This window comes from Leifsonia sp. McL0627, assembly GCF_058244615.1.
Genome location: NZ_JBZCGM010000006.1, coordinates 16,112 through 40,646 on the forward strand (window position 1 = coordinate 16,112; position 24,535 = coordinate 40,646).

21 protein-coding genes are annotated in these 24,535 nt (G+C 68.7%); 14 read left to right on the forward strand and 7 right to left on the reverse strand.

The features are described 5' to 3' along the window. Positions 1-17 precede the first annotated feature (17 nt). Entirely contained in the window at positions 18-1,013 is a 996-nt protein-coding gene (locus AC37TH_RS16120) for a stage II sporulation protein M (RefSeq protein ID WP_490765363.1), read from the forward strand. A 34-nt stretch (positions 1,014-1,047) separates the two neighbouring features. Here AC37TH_RS16120 and AC37TH_RS16125 read toward each other — a convergent pair whose 3' ends face one another. Genes AC37TH_RS16125 through AC37TH_RS16145 form a run of 5 tightly spaced genes read right to left on the reverse strand, consistent with a single transcriptional unit; the run spans position 1,048 to position 6,848 of the window. Then, positions 1,048-2,379, reverse strand: a complete 1,332-nt coding sequence (locus AC37TH_RS16125; protein ID WP_490765364.1) for a DUF58 domain-containing protein — start codon at positions 2,377-2,379, stop codon at positions 1,048-1,050. A gap of 8 nt (positions 2,380-2,387) precedes the next feature. Next, the gene (locus AC37TH_RS16130; RefSeq protein WP_490765365.1) at positions 2,388-3,476 is read right to left on the reverse strand and encodes an AAA family ATPase; all 1,089 of its coding nucleotides are present in this window, start codon (positions 3,474-3,476) and stop codon (positions 2,388-2,390) included. Further along, the gene (locus AC37TH_RS16135; protein ID WP_490765366.1) at positions 3,473-4,774 is read right to left on the reverse strand and encodes a DUF4350 domain-containing protein; all 1,302 of its coding nucleotides are present in this window, start codon (positions 4,772-4,774) and stop codon (positions 3,473-3,475) included. Before AC37TH_RS16135 ends, AC37TH_RS16130 begins: the two co-directional genes overlap by 4 nt. Beyond that, positions 4,771-5,442 carry a DUF4129 domain-containing protein gene (locus AC37TH_RS16140; protein WP_490765367.1) on the reverse strand — a complete coding sequence of 224 codons (672 nt, stop codon included), beginning with the start codon at positions 5,440-5,442 and terminating at the stop codon, positions 4,771-4,773. The genes AC37TH_RS16135 and AC37TH_RS16140 overlap by 4 nt, the downstream gene beginning before the upstream one ends. After that, positions 5,439-6,848, reverse strand: a complete 1,410-nt coding sequence (locus tag AC37TH_RS16145) for a hypothetical protein (RefSeq protein ID WP_490765368.1) — start codon at positions 6,846-6,848, stop codon at positions 5,439-5,441. The genes AC37TH_RS16140 and AC37TH_RS16145 overlap by 4 nt, the downstream gene beginning before the upstream one ends. A 183-nt stretch (positions 6,849-7,031) precedes the next feature. On the opposite strand from AC37TH_RS16145, the gene mtrA reads away from it, so the two are divergent. From mtrA to secA, 6 genes are all read left to right on the forward strand, one after another. Continuing rightward, a complete protein-coding gene (gene mtrA / locus AC37TH_RS16150) occupies positions 7,032-7,715 on the forward strand; it encodes an MtrAB system response regulator MtrA (protein ID WP_490765369.1) in 684 nt (227 codons plus the stop codon). A 19-nt stretch (positions 7,716-7,734) separates the two neighbouring features. Continuing rightward, positions 7,735-9,387, forward strand: a complete 1,653-nt coding sequence (mtrB, locus tag AC37TH_RS16155) for an MtrAB system histidine kinase MtrB (RefSeq protein ID WP_490765370.1) — start codon at positions 7,735-7,737, stop codon at positions 9,385-9,387. Next, entirely contained in the window at positions 9,384-11,084 is a 1,701-nt protein-coding gene (locus AC37TH_RS16160; protein ID WP_490765371.1) for an LpqB family beta-propeller domain-containing protein, read from the forward strand. Before mtrB ends, AC37TH_RS16160 begins: the two co-directional genes overlap by 4 nt. Before the next feature lie 122 nt (positions 11,085-11,206). After that, positions 11,207-11,890: a ComF family protein gene (locus tag AC37TH_RS16165; RefSeq protein ID WP_490765372.1), complete on the forward strand. Its 684-nt coding sequence runs from the start codon at positions 11,207-11,209 to the stop codon at positions 11,888-11,890. 149 nt (positions 11,891-12,039) lie between these two features. After that, complete coding sequence (gene hpf / locus AC37TH_RS16170; RefSeq protein WP_490765373.1) at positions 12,040-12,744, forward strand: ribosome hibernation-promoting factor, HPF/YfiA family; 705 nt, start codon at positions 12,040-12,042, stop codon at positions 12,742-12,744. Positions 12,745-12,966: 222 nt separating this feature from the next. Then, complete coding sequence (gene secA, locus AC37TH_RS16175; RefSeq protein WP_490765374.1) at positions 12,967-15,774, forward strand: preprotein translocase subunit SecA; 2,808 nt, start codon at positions 12,967-12,969, stop codon at positions 15,772-15,774. 59 nt (positions 15,775-15,833) lie between these two features. Here the strand turns inward: secA and AC37TH_RS16180 are convergent, their stop codons facing one another. Next, positions 15,834-16,322, reverse strand: coding sequence for an Rv3235 family protein (locus AC37TH_RS16180; RefSeq protein ID WP_490765375.1), 489 nt, complete (start codon positions 16,320-16,322; stop codon positions 15,834-15,836). A gap of 188 nt (positions 16,323-16,510) precedes the next feature. Here AC37TH_RS16180 and AC37TH_RS16185 point away from each other — a divergent pair, with 188 nt between their 5' ends. Together AC37TH_RS16185 and AC37TH_RS16190 are read left to right on the forward strand one after the other, a co-directional pair. Continuing rightward, positions 16,511-18,004 carry a sensor histidine kinase gene (locus tag AC37TH_RS16185; RefSeq protein WP_490765376.1) on the forward strand — a complete coding sequence of 498 codons (1,494 nt, stop codon included), beginning with the start codon at positions 16,511-16,513 and terminating at the stop codon, positions 18,002-18,004. Positions 18,005-18,188: 184 nt separating this feature from the next. Continuing rightward, a complete protein-coding gene (locus tag AC37TH_RS16190; RefSeq protein ID WP_490765377.1) occupies positions 18,189-18,554 on the forward strand; it encodes an avidin-fold protein in 366 nt (121 codons plus the stop codon). 16 nt (positions 18,555-18,570) lie between these two features. Here the strand turns inward: AC37TH_RS16190 and AC37TH_RS16195 are convergent, their stop codons facing one another. Further along, positions 18,571-19,137, reverse strand: coding sequence for an Lrp/AsnC family transcriptional regulator (locus tag AC37TH_RS16195; protein ID WP_490765378.1), 567 nt, complete (start codon positions 19,135-19,137; stop codon positions 18,571-18,573). Between the two features lie 174 nt (positions 19,138-19,311). On the opposite strand from AC37TH_RS16195, the gene AC37TH_RS16200 reads away from it, so the two are divergent. The 5 genes from AC37TH_RS16200 to AC37TH_RS16220 are packed head-to-tail and all read left to right on the forward strand — an operon-like array spanning position 19,312 to position 24,439. Then, complete coding sequence (locus AC37TH_RS16200) at positions 19,312-20,883, forward strand: ABC transporter substrate-binding protein (RefSeq protein WP_490765379.1); 1,572 nt, start codon at positions 19,312-19,314, stop codon at positions 20,881-20,883. Continuing rightward, positions 20,867-21,946 (forward strand): ABC transporter permease, encoded by a 1,080-nt coding sequence (locus AC37TH_RS16205; RefSeq protein ID WP_490765380.1) that lies wholly within the window; start codon positions 20,867-20,869, stop codon positions 21,944-21,946. Before AC37TH_RS16200 ends, AC37TH_RS16205 begins: the two co-directional genes overlap by 17 nt. Next, a complete protein-coding gene (locus AC37TH_RS16210; protein WP_490765381.1) occupies positions 21,943-22,833 on the forward strand; it encodes an ABC transporter permease in 891 nt (296 codons plus the stop codon). The genes AC37TH_RS16205 and AC37TH_RS16210 overlap by 4 nt, the downstream gene beginning before the upstream one ends. Further along, entirely contained in the window at positions 22,830-23,666 is an 837-nt protein-coding gene (locus AC37TH_RS16215; protein WP_490765382.1) for an ABC transporter ATP-binding protein, read from the forward strand. Before AC37TH_RS16210 ends, AC37TH_RS16215 begins: the two co-directional genes overlap by 4 nt. Next, the gene (locus AC37TH_RS16220) at positions 23,663-24,439 is read left to right on the forward strand and encodes an ABC transporter ATP-binding protein (protein ID WP_490765383.1); all 777 of its coding nucleotides are present in this window, start codon (positions 23,663-23,665) and stop codon (positions 24,437-24,439) included. Before AC37TH_RS16215 ends, AC37TH_RS16220 begins: the two co-directional genes overlap by 4 nt. Positions 24,440-24,535 lie beyond the last annotated feature (96 nt).

The window sequence follows — 24,535 nt, forward strand, 5'->3', positions numbered from 1 at the left end:
GGCTATCATTCAAGCAGATGGATCTCGACGCATACACGGCAGCGCGCAGCGCGGACTGGGACAGACTCGCCCAGCTGGCAAAACGACGCCGTCTCGACGGCAAAGAGGCCGACGAACTGATCGACCTGTATCAGTCCGGTGCGTCCGACCTGTCGGCCATCAAGACCATCGCAGGATCCACGGCGACGGGCGACAGGCTCTCCCTCGCGCTCGCCTCCGCGCGCCTCAAATTCACCGGGGCGGGCGCGAACCTGTTCTCGATGCTTCCGCGGTTCTTCGTCTACCAGCTTCCCGCCGCCCTGTACCGCATCCGGTGGGTCGTGCTCGGCGTCGCCGTCGCGACCGTCGTGGTCGCGACGCTGTACGCGGTCTGGATCACGGGCAACCCGCAGGTGCTCGCCAACTTCGGCAGCGACGCGCAGCTCCGCCGCTATGTCGAGCACGACTTCATCGACTACTACTCGAACAACCCGGCGGCGTCGTTCTCCGGGCAGGTGTGGACCAACAACGCCTGGATCGCCGCCCAGTGCATCGCGTTCGGCATCACCGGCCTCTACGTGCCGTACGTGCTGCTGCAGAACGCCATCGGCGTCGGAACGGCGGCCGGGGTCATGTTCGCCTACGGGCGCGGCGACGTGATGTTCTCGTACATCCTCCCGCACGGGATGCTCGAACTCACGAGCGTGTTCGTGGCGGCGGCAGCGGGGCTGCGCATCTTCTGGGCCTGGATAGCACCGGGAGCCCGGACGCGCGCCCAGGCGCTCGCCGAGGACGGCCGTGCGCTGTTCACCGTGGCGGTCGGCTGCGCGATCTCGCTCTTCGTCTCCGGGCTCATCGAGGGCTTCGTGACGCCGTCGTCGCTGCCCGTTTGGGCGAAAATCGCGATCGGGGCGCTCGCGCTCGCCGCGTTCCTCGCGTACATGCTCGTCCTCGGCCGCCGCGCGGTGCGGCTGGGCGAGACCGGCGACCTGACCGAGTACGAGTCCGGCTCCCGTCGCGTGGTCGCTGGCTAGCAGCGTCGTCGCCGGCTAGCAGCGCCGTCGCCGGTCAGAGACGCCCGGCCGCCTTCAGCGCCAGGTACACGTCGCTGAGCGCCGGCGGAAGATCCTCCGGCGACCCCGTCACCACATCGGCCCCCAGCCGCTGGATGGCGGCGGTCACCCGGCTCACATCGAGGAGCGAGCGTTCGGCGGCGGCGGCACGGTACACCTCGTCGCGATTCCTCCGCTGTCCAGTCGCCTCGATGGTCTCCGGGTCGGTCACCGACGCCACCACCACGAGGTGCTTCTTCGTCAGCTGCGGCAGCACCGAGAGCAGCCCTCTGGATGCGCCGGGCGCCTCCACCGAGGTCAGGAGCACGACCAGAGAGCGCTGGCTGGTCACGGCGGCCACCTGAGCGGGGACGGCTGACCAGTCCATCTCGATCAGCGCGGGCTCGATGCCGGCCATCGCATCCACCATCCTGGACAGCAGTTCGGGGCCGCTCGCGCCCTGCACCCTGCCGCGCACTGCTCGGTCGTAGGCCAGCAGGTCGACCCGGTCTCCCGCCCGCGTCGCGAGGGCCGCCAGCAGCAGCGACGATTCGAACGCGGTGTCGATGCGCGGCTCGTCGCCGATCCTGGCCGCCGAGGTGCGTGCCGTGTCGATGACGATGACCACGCGCCTGTCGCGTTCTGGACGCCAGGTGCGCACCATCACGCGGGCACCCCGGCCGCTGTTCGGGTCGTGGCGCCTGGCCGTCGCCCGCCAGTCGATCGAGCGGACGTCGTCTCCGCGCACGTACTCGCGCAGCGAGTCGAACTCGGTGCCCTGTCCGCGCAGCATCACGCTGGTCATGCCGTCGAGCTCGCGCAGCCTCGCCAGCCGGGATGGCAGGTGCTTGCGGGCGTTGAATGGCGGCAGCACCCGGATGCGCCCCGGGGCGTCGAGCGTCGCCTGCCTGGCCCACAGGTGCAGCGGCCCCCACGAGCGAACGGTCACCTGGGCGACGCGGCGCTCGCCGCGGCGCCACGGGGTCAGCGTCGCCGTGATGCGCCGGCGCTCCCCGGCCGGGACGGAGACGCGCGTGCGGGACCTGTCGAGGCCTGCAGACGGCTCCCAGGCGTCTCTGACCGTTCCGTGGATGGCCCGGCGACCCGTGTTGGTCACGAGCAGCTCGCTCGTCGCCTCCGTTCCGAGCCTGACCCGCGATGGCAGCACCCTGCCGAGTGCGACGCGGCGCGGGGAGCCGGCGATCAGGAGGTCGAGCACGCCGAGGAGCACACAGAGCAGCAGCCAGCAGCCGAGCGCGAGGTAGGACGCGCCCTCTGCCGCGCCGAGCAGCACGACGGGGATCGCCCCGAGCGCGAGCAGGGCGACGAAACGTCCGGATACGGTCACGCGGCGGCCTAGATCGGAACCTGGACCTGCTGCACGATCGAGCGCAGGATCGCGTCGACGCCAACGCCCTCCAGCTCCGCCTCCGGGCGCAGCTGCACGCGGTGACGCCAGACGGGGAGGAGCATCGCCTGCACATGGTCCGGGGTGATCGAGTCGTAGCCGGAGAGCCAGGCCCACGCCTTCGAGGCCGCCAGCAGTGCCGTCGTGCCTCGCGGGCTCACGCCGAGCTTCACCGACGGGCTGATGCGTGTGGCGCGGGCGAGGTCGACGATGTAAGCGAGCACGTCGCCCGTCGCGCCGACGGCTCCCGCTGCGGCCCGCGCAGCGTGCAGTTCGGCGGCGCTCAGCGTCGGCGTCACCCCGGCGGCGGCGAGGTCGCGCGGGTTGAATCCCGCTGCGTGCCTGCGCAGCACCTCGACCTCGGTGTCGCGCGGTGGCACATCCAGGGTCAGTTTGAGCAGGAAGCGGTCGAGCTGCGCCTCGGGCAGTGCGTATGTTCCCTCGTATTCGATCGGGTTCTGCGTCGCGGCGACGATGAACGGGTCCGGCAGCTGGCGGCTGACGCCGTCGACGCTGACCTGGCGCTCTTCCATCGCCTCCAGCAGTGCGGACTGGGTCTTCGGGGGCGTCCTGTTGATCTCGTCGGCGAGCAGGATGTTCGTGAACACCGGTCCCTCGCGGAACTCGAAACCGCCGGTGCGTCCGTCGTAGACCAGCGAACCCGTCACGTCGCCAGGCATGAGGTCCGGCGTGAACTGGATGCGCTTCGTGTCGAGGCTGAGCGCCTCACTGAGCGCGCGCACCAGCAGCGTCTTCGCAACGCCGGGCACGCCCTCCAGGAGCACGTGACCTCGCGCGAGAAGCGCGATGATGAGCCCGGTGACGGCGCCGTCCTGGCCGACCACCGCCTTGCCGACCTCGGTGCGCACCCGTGCCAGGGCGTGCCGCAGGGCGGCGGAGTCCGCGGGAGCCTGCTGGACGGTCGGCTGCTGGAAGGCGGGCGGGGCCGCTGCCGTCTGCGGCGCAGCGGCGTGTGCTCCCGCGGGCTCGTTGCTGGGGATGGGCGCTCCGCTCGATCCTGTCGTGACGTCGGTCATGCATCCATTCTTCCGGTCGGCCCCGACGCTGCGGGGGTGACTGCTGCGGCGGTCGCTCGTTCGAGCGCCGCCAGGTCGTCGGACAGGGTGATCAGCTCGGCGTCCGTGCGGGGCACGGCGTCGATCAGTATCGTGCGTACGGTTGCTCTGTCGAGTCCCGTGACGGCGGCGACGGCGTCCGCGATCTCGGCAGCGGTCGCGGCGCGCGGCAAGCCGGCAAGCGTCGCCAGACGCCCGATGGCGCCGATCCGCAGCGCGTCCGCCGCACGAAGCCTGGCGGACGAACGCTGGTAGAGGCGCGCACGGCCTTCGCGGGTCTCGCCGGCGCGGACCACGACGGGCAGGTTCTCGACCACGAGCGGTCCGAAACGCCGCCCCCGCCAGAACGCGGCGGCGATGAACACGAGCAGGAGCAGGATCACGACCGGCGTGACCCACCCCGGCGTGAGCGCGCCGATGTCCGGCGGCCCGGTGACGGGACGGTCGGCGAGACTCGGGAGATACCAGACGAGCGTGTGGTGACCACCGAGCACGTTGAGGGCGAGCGCGGCGTTGCCGCCCCGGTCGATCCCGTCGTTCATCAGGATGCTCGCCGAGCCGATCAGGTAGACGGTCCGGCCGTCCGACGCCGACTTCACGAACGAGAACCGCTGGCCGCTCGTCTCGAAGCATCCGACGGCCGGGCTGCCTTCGATGTGGAACGAGCCTGCGACGCTCACATCGGACGTGGTGGACGTCGGGCGCGGGTCGATCCGCTCGGCGCGCACGGCCGCGGGAACGGAGCATCCCGCGGCGATCGGACCCTTCGCCGCCGGCGACCCTGCAGCCGACACACCGGGCGCGAGCCTGTTCAGCGCATCGAAGTCAGGCTCGACCAGGACGACGGTGCTCGCGACCGAGGTCAGCTCGTCGTATCCACTGGCGTCGAGGTTGCCGCTCGGATCGTAGACGAGCACGGTGGTGTCGTCGCTCGCCGCATCCTGCACCTGAGTCAGCGTGCTCGCGGTCCGAACGTCGACGCCCTGCCCGCGGAGCACCTGCGCCACCGCCTTTCCGCCGATCGGGCCGGCGTTCGCCGCATCCATCGGGATTCCGGCGGCCGAGTTCCGTCCGCTGAGGAGGGCACCGAGCAGCGCGATGACGACGGCGATGACCGCCAGCACGATCCACGGGATGCTGCGCCGGCCGACCTGACGGACGCCCGGGGAGACGGCGACGGCATCCTGCACGCCCGATGGCGTCCCGGGTTCCGATGGCTTCTGGGGTTCGAGCCCGCGCTCGAGCGTCTGCTGCGTCACCGCACGACCTCGTTCTGCGCGAAGGCCGGAGGACGCGCATCCTGAAGCTGCTGGTCGAGAGCCACGAGCTGCTGATAGTGCGCCTCGGTGCCGGGGCGTTCGAGGTAGCGCACGTCGTCGAACGCGCGGGCGGCGGAGAGGAGACGCTCCCGCTCCGCGGGCACAGCGCTCGCTGCACGGTGGGCGAACTCGGTCGCGGTCGTTCCAGGGCTCACCGTGATGAGCGTCCGCTCGTCGAGGCCCTGCGCGATGGCCCTGAACTGTTCCTCGATGGCGACGACCCAGTCGCCGGAGGCGGCGGCGGACGCCGCCGACCGCCGCAGCTCGGCCGCGGTGCGGGTGTCGTCGTCGCCGAACAGGGAGCGGCGGCCATCGGCCGTCCTCCTGTTGATGCGCGGCCGGCCGAAGATGAAGAACGCCGCGACGATCAGTCCGGCGATCACCAGCACGACGGCGAGCAGGAGCACAGGACCGGCGTTGCCCCCAGGACCCTGGAACAGCGAGGCGAGCCAGTCCTGGACTGCTTTCGACGCGAGGTCGAACCAGGTCGGTTTCGCGGTCTGGTATTCGGGCTTGGCGAGCTCATCCCCGATCCACTGCTTGGCGTCCGGCGAACTGGGGTCGACAGGGACGTCGGCGCGCAGCAGTGAGAGCACAGCGCCTGTCATGCGCCCGGCGGGGGAGGAGGGTACGAACCGGGAGGCGGATACGAGCCGGGCGCAGGCGGGTACGGAGCGGACGGCTGAGCGAAGACCGGAGCCGACAGGTACGGGTCCGGGGCGTCCTGGCCGGTCTGGCGCGCCTCCACGAAGCGGACGAGCTGCAGGTCGAGGCCCTCTTTGCGCATCCGGAGGTCGATGTAGATGAGAGCGACGACGGAGGTCTGCACCACGGCGAGGATCGCGCCGATGATGGCGCCGACGACGCTCCCGAGCAGATTCACGCCGATCTGGCTGGCGAACACCTGACTGAAGTCCGAGGCGTCCTGGGTCGACAGCGATGTCGGCGCGAAGAGCCCGCCGACGATGCCGCCGATGATGCCGAACGGGATCGAGATGACCTGTGCCACCGCGTAGACGATCACGGCGATCAGGGCGACGGTGCCGAAGGTCTTCCAGAAATAGCCGGCCGTGAGCCCCCACGAGCGTGCCATCGCGCGACGGATCGGGAGGCGTTCGAGCACGATCGCGCTCGGCACCAGGATGAGCTTGGTGTTCAGCCAGATGGCGAGGAACGCGAGGGCGAACAGGCCGACGATGATCACCAGGATCCCGCCGACAACGCCGGCGTTACCAGACAGGGCGAACAGCACGGCGGCGATCACGGCGACTAGGGAGACGGCGATCACCCAGGCGAGCGTGACGAGGAAGGTCCAGCCGATCAGTGCTCCGACGCGTCCGCGCACGATCTGCCAGATGCCGCGGAAGGTCAGTTTCTCTCCGACGGTGCCACGGGCGACCTCGCCGACGATCACGCCCTGCAGCAGCGCGCCGGAGATCGCATCGACGACCACGGAGACCAGACCGAGCACGATCGCGCCGCCGACGGCGCCAGCGGTGAGCGCGCTCCTGTCGCCGGCCGACGCGTTGATCGCCCTCTCCATCAGCAGGAAGATGCCGCCGAAGACGAGAACGCTCACGACGATCGACGGGATGCCCCGCAACAGCAGGGCGGCGCCGACGGTGATCTTGGGGTTGCGTCGCAGCGTCTGGAACGGCGCGCCGATGAGCGTGCCGAAGCCGAGCGGCCGCAGCGGGATGAGGCCTGGCTTGGGCGGGGGAGTCCAGCCGGGCTGCTGCTGGTAGCCGGGCGGCTGCTGGCCGTACGCGAAACCGGGCTGGCCCGGCTGCTGCTGCGCCCAGCCCGGCTGAGCGGGAGGCTGCTGACCCCATCCGGGCGGCTGCTGGCCGGATGGCGGCGGTCCCGGCGGCTGCTGCCCGTACGGCGGCTGCTGCGGCGGCTGCTGGCCGTACCCGGGCGCGTACTCGCCGTAGCGCGGTGCCTGCGGCTGCTCGCCGCCGCCCCCTGCGCCACCCTGCGACCCCGGTGCCTGCCAGTTCTGCTCGTCGGTCACGCGGTGCCCCTCTTTCCCGTGCGTAAGTCCGTGACCATGCTGGCACATCCGCGGCGCGAGCACTGCCCCGCCCACAGGGCACGTTCGGCTGGCTTTCACGGGTGACGCAGCAGTCTCGACTACGCTTGCACAGAGACTTCAGCGGTTACGGCCGCCCGAGAATGGTTGTGGGAAACTTCCGACATGAACAGTCGCATCCTGGTGGTCGACGACGACACCGCCCTCGCCGAGATGATCGGCATCGTGCTGCGCACCGAGGGATTCGACCCTGTCTTCTGTGAAGACGGCTCGCTGGCCGTCGACACGTTCCGCTCGTCCAAGCCCGATCTGGTGCTTCTCGACCTCATGCTGCCAGGACTCGACGGCATCGAGGTGTGCAGCCGCATCCGTGCGGAGTCCGGCACGCCCGTCATCATGCTCACAGCCAAGTCGGACACCGCGGATGTGGTCAAGGGGCTCGAATCGGGCGCGGACGACTACATGGTCAAACCGTTCAACCCGAAAGAACTCGTCGCTCGCATCAAGACCAGGCTGCGTCCCGCGTCCGCCGTCCCCGCCGCCGAGCAGTTGCGAATCGGCGACCTCGTCGTCGACGTCGCAGGCCACGAGGTCAAGCGCGGGGACACCCGCATCAACCTCACCCCGCTCGAATTCGACCTGCTCCTCGCGCTCGCGTCGAAGCCGCAGCAGGTGTTCACCCGCAAGATGCTGCTCGAACAGGTCTGGGGATACCACTACAAGGCAGACACCCGGCTGGTGAACGTGCACGTTCAGCGGTTGAGGGCGAAGGTCGAGCAGGACCCTGACAACCCCAAGATCGTGATGACCGTGCGCGGCGTCGGCTACCGCGCCGGCGCCGTCACCTAGCGCCGCACCGGCGGCCCGGATGCGCTACAGGTGGATGGACGGGCGGTGGTGGCGGGAGCTTCCATCGCAGGTCGTCGGCGTGTGGCGGCGCTCGCTGCAGGTCCGCACCGTCGCCATCACCCTGCTGCTGACCGGCATCGCGATCCTGGTGACCGGCATCTACATGGCGCTCAGCATCAGCAACGACCTCTACCAGTCGCGCCTCGACCAAGCGCTCCGTGACTCGAGCAGGGCCACGACCTCCGCGCAGTCGACGCTGAACGCCTCCGACGTCTCGGCGTCCGACTCCGGCAAGAACCTCCTGAACTCCACCCTGCAGACCGTGCAGGGGGCGACGTCGAGCAGGCTCATCGCCGCATACCGGGTGCCGGGGCAGGACGTCTCCGTCCCCGCTCCTCCCGACAGAGCCAGCCCCGGCCTGAACGGGGTGATCTCCGACCAGCTGCGCGCGCAGGTGCAGAACGGAGGGACGAAGCAGTTCTACCAGTCGGTCGCCCTCCCCGCCGGGAACGGGACGACGGACCCGGGAATCGTCGTCGGCACCCAGCTCACTCTGCCGAGTTACGGGCACTACGAGCTTTACATCGGCTACAACCTGCGCGACTCGGAGAACACGCTGGTGTTCGTGCAGAGCACGCTGCTGCTCGCCGGGTTCGCGCTCATCCTTCTTATCGGCGCGATCACCTGGGTGATCGTCCGGTTCGCCGTGCAGCCGATCAGGGTCGCGGCGGAGACCAGCGAACGGCTCGCCGCAGGCGACCTCGCCGTGCGTATCCCGGAACACGGGGAGGACGTGTTCGCGTCGCTGGCGCGCTCCTTCAACGGGATGGCGGACAGCCTGCAGAGTCAGATCAACCAGCTGGCGACGCTGTCGCAGCTCCAGCAGCGGTTCGTCTCCGACGTCTCGCACGAACTCCGGACCCCGCTCACCACCATCCGGCTCGCCGGTGACGTGATCTACGACCAGCGGGAGTCGTTCCCTCCGGCGACCGAGCGCACCGCCGAACTGCTGCACACCCAGATCGAGCGCTTCGACAGGTTGTTGTCGGACCTGCTCGAGATCAGCAGATACGACGCCGGCTCCGTCGCGCTCGAACCGGAGCCGACCAACCTGGTGCGGCTCGCCGACGATGTGGTGGACGAGTTGCGCACGCTGGCCGAGCAGAACGGCTCCGAGCTCCGATTGGATGCGCCGGGCGGCTACTTCGACGTCGGCATGGACCCGAGGCGCATCCGGCGGGTCGTGCGCAACCTCATCGGCAACGCCATCGAGCACGGAGACGGCAAACCGGTCGTCGTCACCGTCGACAGCAACGAGTCCGCCGTCGCCCTCACGGTGCGCGACTACGGGATCGGCATGAGCCAGCAGGACGTCAACCACGTGTTCGACAGGTTCTGGCGTGCAGACCCGTCGCGCAAGCGCACCATCGGAGGCACGGGTCTCGGCCTCGCGATCTCGCTGGAAGACACCACGCTGCACTCCGGCTGGCTGCAGGTCTGGTCGGCTCCGGGCTCCGGCTCGTGCTTCCGGCTGACACTGCCGCGCGTTCCTGGCAAGGAGATCGCGTCATCGCCGCTGCCGCTGCCGCCGACGGACGCCGGAGCGACGGATGCGGTGCGGACGGTTGCGGTGCCGGCCCCCGAGCTCACAGACAAGGGGGCGACAGCATGAGCGCCAGCAGCCCGATTCGCCGCGTTCTCACCGGAGTCGTCGCGGTGGTCGTCCTCTGTGTGCTCGCCGCCTGTGCGAGCATCCCGAGCTCGGGCCCCGTCCGCCAGGGCGGCCCCGTCGCGCAGGTGAACGATTCCCTCGACCTCGACTTCAACCCGTCTCCGCCGGAGAAGGGCGCGACCCAGCAGCGCATCGTCCAGGGCTTCATCGACGCGGCGTCCAGCCCCAAGAACAACTTCGACATCGCGAGGAAATACCTCACCAGGTCCATGTCGGCCAAGTGGAACCCTGATGAGTCCGTGACGGTCGACGACGGCCGCAACCGCACATACGACCACGAACTCAACCAGTGGAGCGTGTCGGTCAACCCCGTCGCGAACGTCGACAGCACCGGCGCGTACCATCCCGTGTCGAGCACGGCCCCCGTCGGGTTGCGCTACGAACTGCAGAAGCAGGACGGCGAGTGGCGCATCGCCGTCGCGCCGAACGGCGTCGTCATCGACGACCCGACGTTCCGCTCCGTGTACTCGCAGCAGCCGGTCTATTTCTTCAGCCCCGACTACGGCTACCTGGTTCCGGATGCGCGGTGGTTCCCCGCCCGCGTCGCCACGGCGGCGACCAGGGTCGCGAGCGCAGTGCTGGCCGGCCCATCCAAATGGTTGAGCGGCGCGGTGACGAGCGCGTTCCCGCAGGGGACCCAGCTGGCGCTGCCGTCGGTGACCACCTCCGGAGGCGTCGCGCGCGTCGACCTCAGTTCGGAGGCAGGGACGGCGGACACCCTCGCCTTGCAACGGATGCAGCTCGAACTGGAGCAGAGCCTCGGCAGTCTCGCGCAGAGCGTCGAGATCTCCATCGAGGGCAACCAGCAGCAGATCCCGCCGCTGAGCGATGCGAACGCGCCCATGCAGGATCCTCCCCTCGATTCGCACGCCATCGTCTACCGGCAGAACACGTTCGGCCTGCTGAGCGGTTCGAGCGTCACGGAGCTGAGCGGGATGAGCGACAAGATCGTCGCGCTGCAGCCGACCTCCGTCGCCCTCACGCCCGCCCGCGACGTGGCGGCCGTGCAGTCCCACGGGGCGGCGTACGCGGTCAAGAAGACCGCGGTGCCGCTGAAGGTGGATGTGCGCCCAGGGCTGATCGCCCCGGCCATCGACGCGGGCGGCTGGGTCTGGTCGGTGCCGCAGGCGACCCCCGGCGCGCTCGTGGCGTACGGCCAGGATGGGCAGGCGCACCCCGTCAAGACGGAGTGGCCGTCGGCGACGGCGATCATCTCCCTCGCGCTCTCCCGCGACGGGACGCGCGTGGTCGCGCTGCTCAGGAACGGCACGCAGACCCTCGTCGTCGCCGCCGGTGTCGTGCGCGGGGAGGCAGGAGTCCCTGTCAGCCTCACCGAGCCGATCGAGCTGGCGGTCGGTCAGGGCACGGCGCGCTCCATCGCCTGGACGGGCGAGCTGACCGTCGCCGTGCTCGGCAACACCACCGGGGATGCGACGTCGATCACGGAGCAAACGATCGGCGGAACGTCGACGACCACCGCTGGACCGGGCGGGGGGACGACCATCGTCGGTGCAGGCGGACTGTCCCGCTATCTCGTTCTCACGGCCGACGGATCGTTGCAGGCCCCGACCGGCACGGGCTGGCAGGCGCAGACGGACAAGGTCGGGGCTGTCGCCGTGCAGCTCGGCCAGCCCTGACGTACATCGCGTCGCGCGTCGCGTCGCGCAGCGCGCCCCTCCACAGCCGCGCCGACGCAGGCGTTCTCCACCGATTCGAGACGACGCGGCCGCCGCGGCTGCGGCAACGGCAGGCTCGACGCATGACATCGACACACCTGATCCGAGAATCCATCCTCGACGCGGCCGCGGTGCTGCTGCCGGTGCGCTGCAGCGGCTGCGGGCGTCCGGACAGGGGTGTGTGCGCGGAGTGCGCACGCGCGTTGCGTCCGGAGACGGTCGTCGCGGACGGGTCCGGGCTGCCGCTGTTCGCCGCCCTCGTCTACGAGGGGGTCGTGCGGCGGGTCCTGCTGGCGTTCAAGGACGGAGGGCGTACGGACGCTGCGGCCGCCCTTTCCGTCGCGTTGGGCGAGGCCGTCGTGGCCGCGCAGGCGAACGTCGCGCCGGACACGCGCTCCGCGCTCGTCCCCGTCCTCGTGCCGTCCACTCGCGCCGCTTTCCGGCGGCGGGGCTACCACCCGACCGCGCTCATCCTCCGGAGGTCGCGCATCCTGGTCCCCCCGCTCTGGCGTGCATTGCGTCTCACCAGGCAGACCGAGGATCAGGCGGGGCTCAACGCCCGCGAGCGTGCGGACAACAGACGGGGCAGCCTGATCGCGTCCGGCCGGCTGCGTCAGAGGGATTGCCTGATCGTCGACGACATCGTCACGACAGGCTCCACGGTGCGGGAGGCGGCCCGCGCGATCGACGCGGTGGGAGGTCGCGTGGTGGGCGCAGTAGCAGTCGCGCGCACGCCGCTGCGAGCCGCCTCGCCGACGTTGCCCTGATGCTCGGAGACCACACGGGAACTCTTCGGCAGATCGAGTACCTCTACCTGTTCACTTCCGAGGCGGACGGCACTACGGTGGTCGAAAAGGTGTGGATGACCCGCCCTTCGTGATCCGGGCGGACGGCACGCCGGAACAGGGAGGTCTCCATGGACATCAACATCATCGGACGCAACCTGGGTATCACCGATCGTTTCCGTGAATACGCGACTGAGAAGGCGGAAAAGGTCTCGCACCTCGCCGAACGCGCGATCTCGTTCGAGATCAAGGTCAGCCGCCACAACGAGAAGGTGGGAACCCAGAACGGCGATGATCGCGTCGAACTGACCCTCGTCGGCCCGAAGGCCGTCGTGCGGTCGGAGGCGACCGGGACCGACAAATACGCGGCGTTCGACATCGCCCTCGGCAAGCTCCTGGAACGGGTGCGCAGGGCGAAGGACCGTCGCAAGGTGCATCGCGGCCAGCACAGGCCCACGTCGCTCCGAGAGGCGAGCACGGACGGTTTCAGCACCGTCGGACTCGCAGCGGCCCCCGTCGCGGTACTCGATCAGGTGAGGACGGGCAGCGTTCCCGTCGTCTCCGATGATGCGGAGGGGGCGGCCGAGGCCGAGGACGACTACTGTCCCGTCGTGATCCGCAAGAAGGTGTTCGCTTCCGTCCCGATGACCGTCGACGACGCTCTGTATTACATGGAGCTCGTCGGCCACGACTTCTACCTGTTCATCGATCAGGAGAATCAGCGTCCGAGCGTCGTCTACCGTCGCAAAGGCTGGGACTACGGTGTGATCGCGTTGGACGACGACGCCGAAGAACTGCAGGAGGTCGCGACGGCCAGTCGCAAGCTCGGCGGCTGAGCCTCCGGCTCCAGCACCCCCGATCAGCGCCGATGGTGGCGGCCCAGGCGGCCGTCGCCATCGGCGCCTCGCTGTTCCGGAGGGCCCTCACAGGAACTACCCGTCGAACCCAACGGTGAAACAAGTACGATATGTCTAGCGTCGGCCGCGGCCGGCGGTTCGACGTGCGCCCGACTGGGCGACAGGCGACACCAGCCTGAACAATCAAAGTGGAGTGCATACGTGGCCTCAGTATTGGAAAAGGTCCTCAGGGTCGGCGAGGGTCGCACCCTTCGCCGTCTGGAGGCATACGCCAAAGCGGTGAACGCGCTCGAAGACGACTTCAGCGAACTCACCGACGAAGAGCTCATGCACGAGACCGTCGAGTTGCGGGAGCGGTACAGCAACGGAGAGTCGCTCGACGACCTCCTTCCCGAGGCGTTCGCCGCGGTCCGCGAAGCGGCGAAGCGCACGCTCGGGATGCGCCACTTCGACGTTCAGATCATGGGCGGCGCTGCGCTGCACCTCGGCAACATCGCCGAGATGAAGACCGGTGAGGGCAAGACGCTCGTCGCGACGACGGCCGCCTACCTCAACGCGATCTCCAGCCGTGGCGTCCACGTCATCACGGTCAACGACTACCTCGCCAGCTACCAGTCGGAGCTGATGGGGCGCGTGTTCCGTGCACTCGGCATGTCCACCGGCGTCATCCTCGCCGGCCAGACGCCGGAAGAGCGCCGCGAGCAGTACGCGGCAGACATCACGTACGGCACCAACAACGAGTTCGGCTTCGACTACCTGCGCGACAACATGGCGTGGCAGGCGAGCGACATGGTGCAGCGCGGTCACTTCTTCGCGATCGTCGACGAGGTCGACTCGATCCTCATCGACGAGGCGCGCACCCCGCTGATCATCTCGGGACCGTCGTCCGGTGAGGCGAACCGCTGGTTCAACGAGTTCGCCAACCTCGCCAAGAGGCTCGAAGCCGAGGTCGACTACGAGATCGACGAGAAGAAGCGCACCGTCGGTGTGCTCGAGCCCGGCATCGAGAAGGTCGAGGACTACCTCGGCATCGACAACCTCTACGAGTCGGCCAACACCCCGCTCATCTCGTTCCTCAACAACGCGATCAAGGCGAACGCCCTGTTCAAGCGCGACAAGGACTACGTCGTGATGAACGGCGAGGTGCTCATCGTCGACGAGCACACCGGCCGCATCCTGATGGGCCGCCGGTACAACGAGGGCATCCACCAGGCCATCGAGGCCAAGGAGGGCGTCGAGGTCAAGGCCGAGAACCAGACTCTCGCGACGGTGACCCTGCAGAACTACTTCCGCCTCTACAAGAAGCTGTCCGGCATGACCGGTACCGCCGAGACAGAGGCGGCCGAGTTCATGAGCACCTACAAGCTCGGCGTCGTCCCCATCCCGACGAACAAGCCGATGCAGCGGATCGACCAGTCCGACCTCGTCTACAAGAACGAGGAGGCGAAGTTCGCTCAGGTCGTCGAAGACATCGCGAAGCGCCACGAGAAGGGCCAGCCCGTCCTCGTCGGGACGACGAGCGTCGAGAAGAGCGAGTACCTGTCCAGGCTGCTCGCCAAGAAGGGCGTCCGCCACGAGGTCCTGAACGCGAAGAACCACGCCCGAGAGGCAGCGATCGTCGCGCAGGCCGGCCAGCTCGGCGCCGTCACTGTCGCCACCAACATGGCCGGACGTGGAACGGACATCATGCTCGGCGGCAACGCCGAGTTCATCGCCGTGGCCGAGATGAACTCCCGCGGCCTGTCGCCCGTCGACACCCCCGAGGAGTACGAGGCCGCCTGGGACGAGGTGTTCAACTCGGTGAAGGAGAAGGTCCAGACCGAGGCGGACAAGGTCGTCGACGCCGGCGGGCTCTACGTGCTCGGCACGGAGCGTCACGAGTCGCGCCGCATCGACAACCAGCTGCGCGGTCGTTCCGGCCGTCAGGGCGACCCGGGCGAGAGCCGCTTCTACCTGTCGCTGACCGACGACCTGATGCGCCTGTTCAACGCGGGCGCCGCCGAGTCGCTGATGGGCAGGGGCAACGTCCCGGACGACCTGGCGATCGAGTCCAAGGTGGTCAGCAGGGCCATCCGCAGCGCGCAGTCGCAGGTCGAGGCCCGCAACGCCGAGATCCGCAAGAACGTCCTCAAGTACGATGACGTCCTCAACCGCCAGCGTGAGGCGATCTACGGAGACCGCCGCCACATCCTCGAGGGCGACGACCTGCACGAGCGCACGCAGCAGTTCCTCACCGAGGTGATCGACGACATCCTCGACCAGCACACGGGCGAGGGCAACGGCGACGACTGGGACTTCGACGCCCTCTGGGCCGAGCTGAAGACGCTCTACCCCGTCGGCGTGACGATCGACGAGGTCATCACCGAAGCGGGCAACAAGGGCAAGATCAACCGCGACTTCATGCGCCGCGAGATCCTCTCGGACGCCCGGATCGCCTACCAGAAGCGCGAGGAGTCGCTCGGTTCGCCGGCGATGCGCGAGCTGGAGCGTCGCGTGGTGCTGTCGGTGATCGACCGCCGCTGGCGCGACCACCTCTACGAGATGGACTACCTGAAAGACGGCATCGGTCTGCGTGCCATGGCGCAGCGCGACCCGCTGGTCGAGTACCAGCGCGAGGGTTACGCGATGTTCCAGCAGATGATGGGCTCCATCCGTGAGGAGACCGTCGGCTTCCTGTTCAACCTGGAGGTAGAGGTCAACGAGGCCCCCGGTGAGGTCGAGGTTCCGACCGTCGCCGCCAAGGGCCTCGGTCGTGGCCAAGAGGACCCGCGCCTCAGCTACTCCGCGCCGAGCGACGACGGCGGCGTGGAGGTGCGCAACCAGCGCGGCCAGATCGAGCAGAGCGCCACGGCTCGCGCTCAGCGCACCCAGGCGCAGCTGAACGAGGCGTCCGCGCCGCCGGCGCAGGGAGCGACGCAGCGCGGAGCGTTCGGCCAGCGCGTCAGCGACAGCGACGAGCCGGCTCCGAGCAATCGCGCAGAGCGCCGCGCCCAGGGCAAGAAGGGCTGACACCCTCCCGTTCGCACGATGGCCGTCCCTTCGGGGGCGGCCATTCGCGCATCCGGTGCTCACAGCACGCTGAGGGCGCTCGCCCGCCAGCGCACCCCCACCGCGTCGAGCCGGATGGCGACGGCGCGGGAACGGTCGGGCTGATGGACCATCACCACCGCCTCGACGACACCCGCGCTCGGCCTGGCGATGATCGGTTCGCCCACCCAGACCCGTGGGCGTTGCACGGAGACGCCGCTGATGCGTCTGGTCTGCGCGGCGATCGTGGCGCGGCGGAGCAGGTGCACGAACACGGAATCGTTCACCCACCGGCCCAGCTGGTCGAGGTCTCGTGCGCCCGCCAGGACCTCGACGACGCAGAGCGCGAGGTTGGCCGCGAGCGGCGCCGGGTCCGGGAGTTCACCCTCGCCCGCGGCGGTCATCAGGTCGACGACAGGATGCGGGGTCGCCGAATGCCCGCGCAGGCGCTCGGTGGTGCTCTGCAGGACCCCCGTCGGTGCGACAGGCGTCGGGCCTGCGCGGTGGTGGTGGTCGAGTACGGTGCTCACAGGGATTCCCCTCATCGGTGGGCGCGGTTGCGCGGTGACTTCTTCGGCCGCGACGACGGGGGACCCTCCCCGCTCCGGCTTGTGCGTGGGTGACACTCAAGCAGGAGCATCCACCGGGAGTCCAGGGCTCCAACACGGGCTGTGGATAACATCCGTGATCGCATCCGGGGGATGCCTAGACTAGAGCCGTGTCGACGCTCAGTGATCTCGTGCAAGCCCATGGCCGCTCCTCGGAGGCCGATGTCGATTGGCTGCACGGCCTCGTCGGGGACTGGCAGCTCCTCGCCGACCTCGCCTTCGCCGACATCGTGCTGTGGGTGCCCACCACCGACGACGACTTCGTCGCCGTCGCGCACGCTCGCCCGTCGAGCGCCGCCACCCTCTTCTACCGCGACTTCGTCGGTCAGCGGATCAAGCCGGAGTGGCGGCAGCAGGTCACGGACGCGTTCCAGACCAAGAGGATCATCGACACCAACGCGCCGGACTGGTTCGAGGAGACACCCACCCGCGTGCTCGCGGTGCCCGTCATCCGCCGACTGAGCGTCAACTCCCCTCAAACGGCGGAGCAGCCCGTCGCCGTCATCACCAGGCACTCCAACCTCAGCGACGCACGCACTCCTGGCCGCCAGGAACTCACGTTCAACGCCTGCGCGAACGACCTCTTCAACATGATCGCCACCGGCGACTTCCCCGACCTCGGGGCGCCGAGCGGCCCGCGTCGTGGCGCGCCCCGCGCCTCCGATGGACTGATCAGGCTCGATGTGGACGGTGTGACCACCTTCGCCAGCCCGAACGCGCTCAGCGCCTTCAACAGGATGGGATTCACGGAGGAGCTGGAGGGGGAGTCGCTCGCCACGGTCACGACCAAGCTGCTGTCCGGCCGGATGACCGTCGACGAGTCGTTGCCGCTGGTCGTCACGGGGCGTGCCCCCTGGCGCACCGACATCGAGGCGCGGGGCGTCACGGTGTCTCTCCGGGCGATCCCGATCCGCAACAGGGGAGAGCGGATCGGTGCGATCGTGCTCTGCCGCGACGTGTCGGAGCTGCGCCACCAGGAGCGGGAGCTGATCACCAAGGACGCGACCATCCGCGAGATCCACCACCGGGTCAAGAACAACCTGCAGACCGTGGCGTCCCTACTGCGCATCCAGGCGCGCCGCACGCACTCGGAGGAGGCACGCGAGGCGCTCAGTCAGGCGATGCGCAGGGTCGCGGCCATCGCCGTCGTGCACGACACCCTCTCCACCGGGCTCAACCAGATCGTCGACTTCGACGAGGTGTTCGCCCGCGTGCTGCTGCTCGTCGCCGAGGTCGCCTCCAGCCACAACACGACCGTGCACCCCAAGTCCTCCGGCAGCTTCGGTTCGCTCCCCAGCGAGTACGCCACCCCGCTCGCCCTCGCGCTCACCGAACTCGTCACGAACGCCGTCGAGCACGGTCTCGCCGGGCGCGAAGGCCAGGTGGAGATCATCGCCGACCGCTCCGACGACACGCTCACAGTGAGGGTGGTCGACAACGGCTCCGGGCTCCCGGAGGGCAAGGTCGGAAGCGGGCTCGGAACGCAGATCGTCCGCACCCTCATCCAGGGCGAGCTCGGCGGCACCATCGACTGGCACACGATGATGGGCCAGGGCACCGAGGTGACCATCGAGGTGCCGCTCCGCTACCTCACGAAGTCATAGCGTCCCGCTTGCCGGCCCTGCGCATCCATTTGTCGCGCCGAAATGCGGGCAAAGGACGAAACGTTCTGCGGAATCGGCGTTTCTCGCGAGAAGTGCCATCGCGCCCGGGCGGAATGCGTCTCGACTGGACGGATCGCGCGCCCGTTTGACAGGGGCCGGGGCACTCGGGGCAGAATGGTCCGCCGTGACCGCCTCCACTCAGAACCCGCTCGCCTCCGCCCCGATCGACGGAAAGTTCTTCGACATGATCTCGTCGACGGCGAGTGACGTCGCCGACGGTGCTCCGACGCGCTTCCTCTACCGCGAGGAGGCCGGGGTGCTCTGGGGCGAGTACGTCGGGGACACGGTCGCCGTCGGGCGCTTCGTGGGGCGCAGGGAGGACGACGTGCTGCACGTGTCGTTCGTGCACCACGGGATCGACGGCAGCACCACGCAGGGGAGTGCGACGTCCACGATGTCCACGGACGACGACGGCAGGCTCCTCCTCACCGAGGAGTTCGCGACGCCGGACGGCGCGCAGCACGTCTCCGTGTGCCGCGAGGTCGTCTGACCGACTGGTCGGGGCGTCAGCGTCGCCGGCGGGGATCGGGGGTCGATCGCTCCGCCCGCTGGTCGCTCGTCCGCACGAATCTGGTCATTCCGTAGCGTTCCCCCGAGGTCTGCAGCGCATCCGATGTGTCCTTGGGCATGCGGAGCGACACCCTGGTCGCCTGTTCGTCCATCAGGAAAACCGTGACGGTCGCCTTGATCGACGGCCACTGCGCGAGCTTGGTCGCGACGAGGTTGTGGATGGCGGACACGCCGCTCGCCCTCACCAGGAGCATCGCGTCGTGCTCGCCGGTCATCACGGTGAAGTATTCCAGCTCCGGCAGCGTCTCCAGTCTGCTGCGGAAGTCGGCCCACTGACTCTGGCGCAGGGTGACGAAGACGAGGGCGGAGACGCTCAGACCGACGGCGGCAGGGTCGATGTCCGCGTGCACTCCGCGGATCACTCGGTTCTTCACGAGTGCTTCGTATCTGGCGTACGCGTTGGACCGCGAGATGCCGAGTTCCTCGGCCAGCGCGGCGATGGAGGTGCGCCCGTCTTCCCGCAAAAGTTCCAACATCCGGATATGCGTCTCGTCGAGTTCCATGCGCCCTCACATTCGTCCTCTGACCGGGCGAAATGCCCCGCGTGATGGAGATAATATGCCGTTTGTGCGGAAAGCGCAGCACTTTCGTCCGACATTTCGCGGCAAAGTTGACACACATTCATGGATGACAGTAATTTCGCAGCTAACCTTCCAACCAACTCAAAGGGGTCATCCGTGTCCCATTCCCTGCGTCGTGCCGCACTCGTCGGCATCGCAGTCGCCAGTGCTCTCGTCCTGAGCGCCTGCGGCGGCACCTCCAACAGCTCATCGTCGTCCGGCGGGAAGTCGATCGTGGTCGACGCCTCGTTCGACCTCAAGACCGCCGACCCCAACCGCGAGTACGAGACGACCGGCGGCATGGTCGCCCACGCGCTCTACCAGACCCTCCTCACCTTCAACGGCAGCGATGTCTCGAAGCCGGTCGACGGGCTCGCCAGCTACTCGATGTCGGCCGACAACAAGGTCCTGACCCTCACCATGAAGGGCGACTCGACCTTCTCGGACGGCTCCAAGGTCACCGTCGACGACGCCGTGTTCTCGCTGCAGCGCGTGCTCGGCATCAAGGGCAACCCGTCGTTCCTGCTCGATGGCATCACCGTGGCGAAGGCGTCGGACACGACGCTCACCCTCACCTCGGCCGAGCCGAACCCCGCCCTCCCGTACATCCTTCCGAACCCGGCGCTCGGCGTCGTGAACAAGAAGGTCGTCGAGAAGAACGGCGGAGCGGCGACCGCCGACGACAAGGCGGAGTCCTTCCTCAACAAGACCTCGGCGGGCTCCGGCCCGTACATGCTGGAGTCGTTCGACGCCGCCTCGCAGGTGGTGCTGAAGAAGAACCCGAAGTACGTGGGCACCGCCCCCGCCTACGACCGCGTCGTGCTGCGCAACGTGCAGGGTCCGACCCAGAAGCTGAACGTTGAGGCGGGCGACTCGCAGATCGCGCTCGACCTCAACCCCGACCAGGTCGCGGCGATCGACGCCTCCAAGGTCACCGTCATCTCGGCGGCGTCACGGTACACGATCTTCCTCCTGCTCAACCAGGACAAGGCGGTCGACCCATTCACGAGCAACCCCGACTTCCTCGACGCCGTCAAGAAGGGGATCGACTACGACAAGATCCTCGACCTGGCCGGCAAGGGCTCGGAGCGTCCGGGCGGCGTGATCCCGTCGATCTTCATCGGTGCGCTCAAGGCGTCGGACGGCAACCAGTTCGACCTCGCCGGCGCGAAGGCGGCGCTCGCGAAGTCCGGGTACAAGGGCGAGACCGTCAAGCTCAACTTCCCGAACGACATCACCGTGCAGGGACTGTCGCTGCAGTCGGTCGCCGAGTCCATCCAGGCGCAGCTGAAGACCGTCGGCGTCACCGTCCAGCTCGCACCTGCCCCTGTCGCCACCGAGCTGGATGCGTACCGCAACGGCAAGGAGCCCATGGGCCTCTGGTACTGGGGCCCGGACTTCCCTGACCCCTCGAACTACCTGGCGTTCACCCCCGGTGAACTGGTCGGCCTCCGCGCCGGCTGGGCGGCAGGCGCCGACCCGACCGTGAGCGACCTGGCAGCGAAGGCCACGGCCGCGACCGGCACGGAAGCGCGCACCGCTGCCTACCAGGCGCTGCAGAAGGCGCAGAACGCCTCAGGGCCGTTCATCCCGCTGCTGCAGCCTGCGCAGAACGTCGTGACGGCGAAGAGCGTCACGTCCCTGTCGCTCAACCCGCTCTGGACGATCGACTTTGCGGGCATCAAGTAAGACGCCTCCGGGCGAGCGCGAGAGGAACGCGCCGGCGGGGGTCCCCCCGCTGGCGCGTTACCTCGCGGTCAGGCTCGGCATCACCGTCCTGCTCATGTTCGGCGTGACGCTCGTCACGTTCACACTGACCAATCTCGTCCCCGCAGACCCCGTGCAGGCGGCGCTCGGCGAGCAGGCAGCGGCCGACCCGGCCATCGTGCAGCAGTTCCGCGAGGCCCAGGGTCTCGACAAGCCCCTGCCCGTCCAGTACCTCACCTATCTCGGCAACGTGCTCCACGGCAACCTCGGCACGTCGACGCAGACGCGCAACGCCGTCGCGTCCGACCTGTCCCGCGCATTTCCCGCCACGATCGAACTCGCGGTGACCGCGATCGTCATCTCGATCGTCCTGGGCATCGGTCTCGGTCTCATCGCTGCGCTCAAACGCCGCACCTTCTGGGATCAGCTCATCCGGGTGATCAGCCTCATCGGCGTCTCGATGCCGGCGTTCTGGCTGGCGCTCGTCGTCTATTTCGTCTTCTTCTACCAGCTGCACCTGTTCCCCGGATCGGGGCGGCTGGCTCCGACGGCCATCGCGCCGCCTCAGGTGACGGGCCTCTACACCGTGGATTCGCTGCTCGCGGGTGACCTCCCGACCTTCTGGGATGCGGTCTACCACCTCATCCTGCCCGCCTCCGTCCTCGCGCTGTACACGATCGGCCTGCTCACCAGGTTCGCGCGGTCCGCGGTGCTGGAGGTCCTGGACCTCGACTACGTGCGCGCCGCCCGCGCCAAGGGGCTGCCGGCGCACACCGTGGTGTTCCGCTATGTCCTCCGTGGCGCGCTGGTTCCGATCATCACCGTGGTCGGGCTCGCGTTCGGCTCGCTGTTGTCGGGAACCGTGCTCGTGGAGAAGATCTACTCCTGGCATGGGCTCGGCGAGTACGCGTTCTCCGCGGCGACCAAGCTCGATCTGCCGGCGATCATGGGCGTCGGCCTCGTGGTCGGCTTCGTCTACATCGGGCTGAACCTCGTCGTCGACATCGCGTACGGCCTCATCGACCCGAGAGTGAGGGCGGCATGACCCAGGACGTCCTGACCAGAGGCCTCCGGCGCCCGTTGCGCGCCAGATTGAACGTGCCTCGCGCGATGCGGACGCCGCTCGCCGTCACCGGGGGAGCGATCGTGCTCGTCTGGCTGTTCGTCGCGATCTTCGCGCCTTGGATCGCGCCATACGACCCGCTCGCCCAGAGTTTCACCAAGCTGCTCGCGCCGAACGCCGTCAACTGGTTCGGAACGGACGAGGTGGGCAGGGATGTGCTGTCCCGCGTCATCGCCGGATCGCGCGTCTCCATCCTGCTCGCGCTCCTGCTGGTGGCGTCGTCGCTCGTCATCGGCACGATCCTCGGAGCCATCGCCGGCTACATCGGCAAGGCGGCCGACGAGATCATCATGCGTATCGCCGACCTGGTGTTCGCGTTCCCGACGATCATCCTCGCCATGGTGATCGCCGCCTCCCTCGGGCCGAGCCTGACCAACGCGGTGATCGCCATGCTGATCGTGTCGTGGCCCGCATACGCCCGCGTCACCCGCTCGCTGGTCCTCGGCGCTCGCACGAGCGAATACGTGATCGCCGGGCGGCTACTGGGCAACAGCGCGGCGGTGTCGCTGTCGAAGGACATCCTGCCGAACATCATCGCCCCGGTCTTCGTGCTCGCGACCCTGGATGTGGGAACGGCGATCCTGCTCCTCTCCGGGCTGTCGTTCCTCGGCCTGGGCGCCGTGCCACCGACGCCGGACTGGGGTGCGATGGTCTCGTCCGGCGTCCTCAACTTCTCGTCCTGGTGGATCGCGGTGTTCCCGGGGCTCGCGATCCTGACGGTCGTGCTGGCGTTCAACTTCCTCGGGGACGCGCTGCGCGACTCTCTGGACCCGCGCACGGCCGAGAGCGTTCAGGGGAGGGCCCTGTGAGCGGGTTGAGCATCCGGAACCTGACGATGTCGATCGGCACGGGGGAGTCGGCCAAGCACATCCTGCGCGACATCGACCTCGAGGTGCCTGCAGGCCGCATCACGGGCCTGGCCGGCGAGTCCGGCTCCGGCAAGACGATGACGGGGCTCGCGGCCCTCGGGCTGCTGCCGGCCGGGTCGCGGACGGGTGGGACGATCGAGTTCGAGGGGCGCAACCTGCTTGACCTCCGCGGTCGGGCGCTGAACGAACTGCGCGGGTCCCGGGTCGCAATGGTGTTCCAGGACCCGACCGCGAGCCTGCACCCGATGCTGACGATCGAAGGGCAGCTCACCGACCATCTCCGCTCGCACCGCCGCCTCTCCAAGAAGGACGCCGTCGCGCGGGCCATCGAAACCCTCGAACTGGTCAAGGTGCCCGACCCGGCGGGGGCGTTGAAGAAGTATCCGCACCAGTTCTCCGGCGGCCAGCTGCAGCGCATCGCCATCGCGATGGCGATCATCTGCGGCCCGTCGGTGCTCGTCGCCGACGAGCCCACCACGGCGTTGGATGTGACGGTCCAGGCGGGCATCCTGAGACTGCTGCGCACGCTCTGCGACGAGCTGGACCTCGCCGTGCTGCTGGTCACCCACGACCTCGGAGTGATGTCTGCGCTGGCGGACACCGTCGCGGTGATGCGTCATGGCGAGATCGTGGAGCACGGCGACCGGTTCCAGATCATCACCGACCCGCAGAACGAGTACACGCGTGCGCTGATCGCTGCGCTGCCGAGCGCTGACCGCATTGACGGCACCGAAAGCGCCGACCGCACCGACCTGGAGGGCGAGGGCGTATGAGTCTCCTCGACATCGAAGACCTCGTTGTCACCTACAAACAGCCGGGGCGCGGACGGCTCACCGCTGTCGACGGCGTCAGCCTGCGGCTCGACACCGGTCAGGTGCTCGGCCTGGTCGGCGAATCCGGCTGCGGGAAGTCCACGATCGCCCGCGCGGTCTGCGGCCTCGAGCCGGTGCAGCACGGAAGCATCCACTTCGCCGGGCAGCCCGTGCGCCGGCTAGGACTGCGCAAGCGCGACAGAGCGCAGTTGCGCATCCAGATGGTGTTCCAGAACCCGTACGCCTCGCTGAATCCGCGGCGCACGATCGGGAGTCAGCTCACCGACGGCCTGCGCATCAACCCGGACCGGTCGGCGTGGACCGTGGCGTCGCTGCTGGAAGCCGTCGAACTGGATGCGTCGGCGGCGACCAAGCACCCGCACGCGTTCTCCGGGGGCCAGCGTCAGCGCATCGCCATCGCACGTGCCATCGCGACAGGCCCGGACCTGCTCATCGGCGACGAGCCGATCGCGTCGCTCGACGCGTCGCTGCAGGCCAGAGTCGCCGGGATGATGCGGACGCTCGCGATCGAGACCGGCGCCGCGCTCCTGTTCATCAGCCACGACCTCGCGATCGTGCGCGAGATCGCCGACGATGTCGCGGTGATGAGCGCCGGACGCATCGTCGAGCGCGGACCCGTCGCCCAGGTCTGGAACGACCCGCAGGCGAGCTATACGAAGCGGCTGCTCAGCGCCATCCCGAAGGTGGACGGTCTGGGCACACTGCCGGGCTGAGGCAGCCAGAACGGACGCAGTCCGAACAGAAGAAAGCCGAGGCCGCTCCCTCTACTGCTAGGTGTGTGAGGGAGCGCCTCGGCGGCGCCTCGTGTG

Excerpts from the sequence above, each read along its gene's own strand:
- AC37TH_RS16120 (WP_490765363.1), top strand. The coding sequence starts at position 18 with ATGGATCTCGACGCATACACGGCAGCGCGCAGCGCGGACTGGGACAGA.
- AC37TH_RS16130 (WP_490765365.1), bottom strand. The coding sequence starts at position 3,476 with ATGACCGACGTCACGACAGGATCGAGCGGAGCGCCCATCCCCAGCAAC.
- AC37TH_RS16140 (WP_490765367.1), bottom strand. The coding sequence starts at position 5,442 with ATGACAGGCGCTGTGCTCTCACTGCTGCGCGCCGACGTCCCTGTCGAC.
- mtrA (WP_490765369.1), top strand. The coding sequence starts at position 7,032 with ATGAACAGTCGCATCCTGGTGGTCGACGACGACACCGCCCTCGCCGAG.
- mtrB (WP_490765370.1), top strand. The coding sequence starts at position 7,735 with ATGCGCTACAGGTGGATGGACGGGCGGTGGTGGCGGGAGCTTCCATCG.
- AC37TH_RS16160 (WP_490765371.1), top strand. The coding sequence starts at position 9,384 with ATGAGCGCCAGCAGCCCGATTCGCCGCGTTCTCACCGGAGTCGTCGCG.
- AC37TH_RS16165 (WP_490765372.1), top strand. The coding sequence starts at position 11,207 with ATGACATCGACACACCTGATCCGAGAATCCATCCTCGACGCGGCCGCG.
- hpf (WP_490765373.1), top strand. The coding sequence starts at position 12,040 with ATGGACATCAACATCATCGGACGCAACCTGGGTATCACCGATCGTTTC.
- AC37TH_RS16195 (WP_490765378.1), bottom strand. The coding sequence starts at position 19,137 with ATGGAACTCGACGAGACGCATATCCGGATGTTGGAACTTTTGCGGGAA.
- AC37TH_RS16210 (WP_490765381.1), top strand. The coding sequence starts at position 21,943 with ATGACCCAGGACGTCCTGACCAGAGGCCTCCGGCGCCCGTTGCGCGCC.
- AC37TH_RS16220 (WP_490765383.1), top strand. The coding sequence starts at position 23,663 with ATGAGTCTCCTCGACATCGAAGACCTCGTTGTCACCTACAAACAGCCG.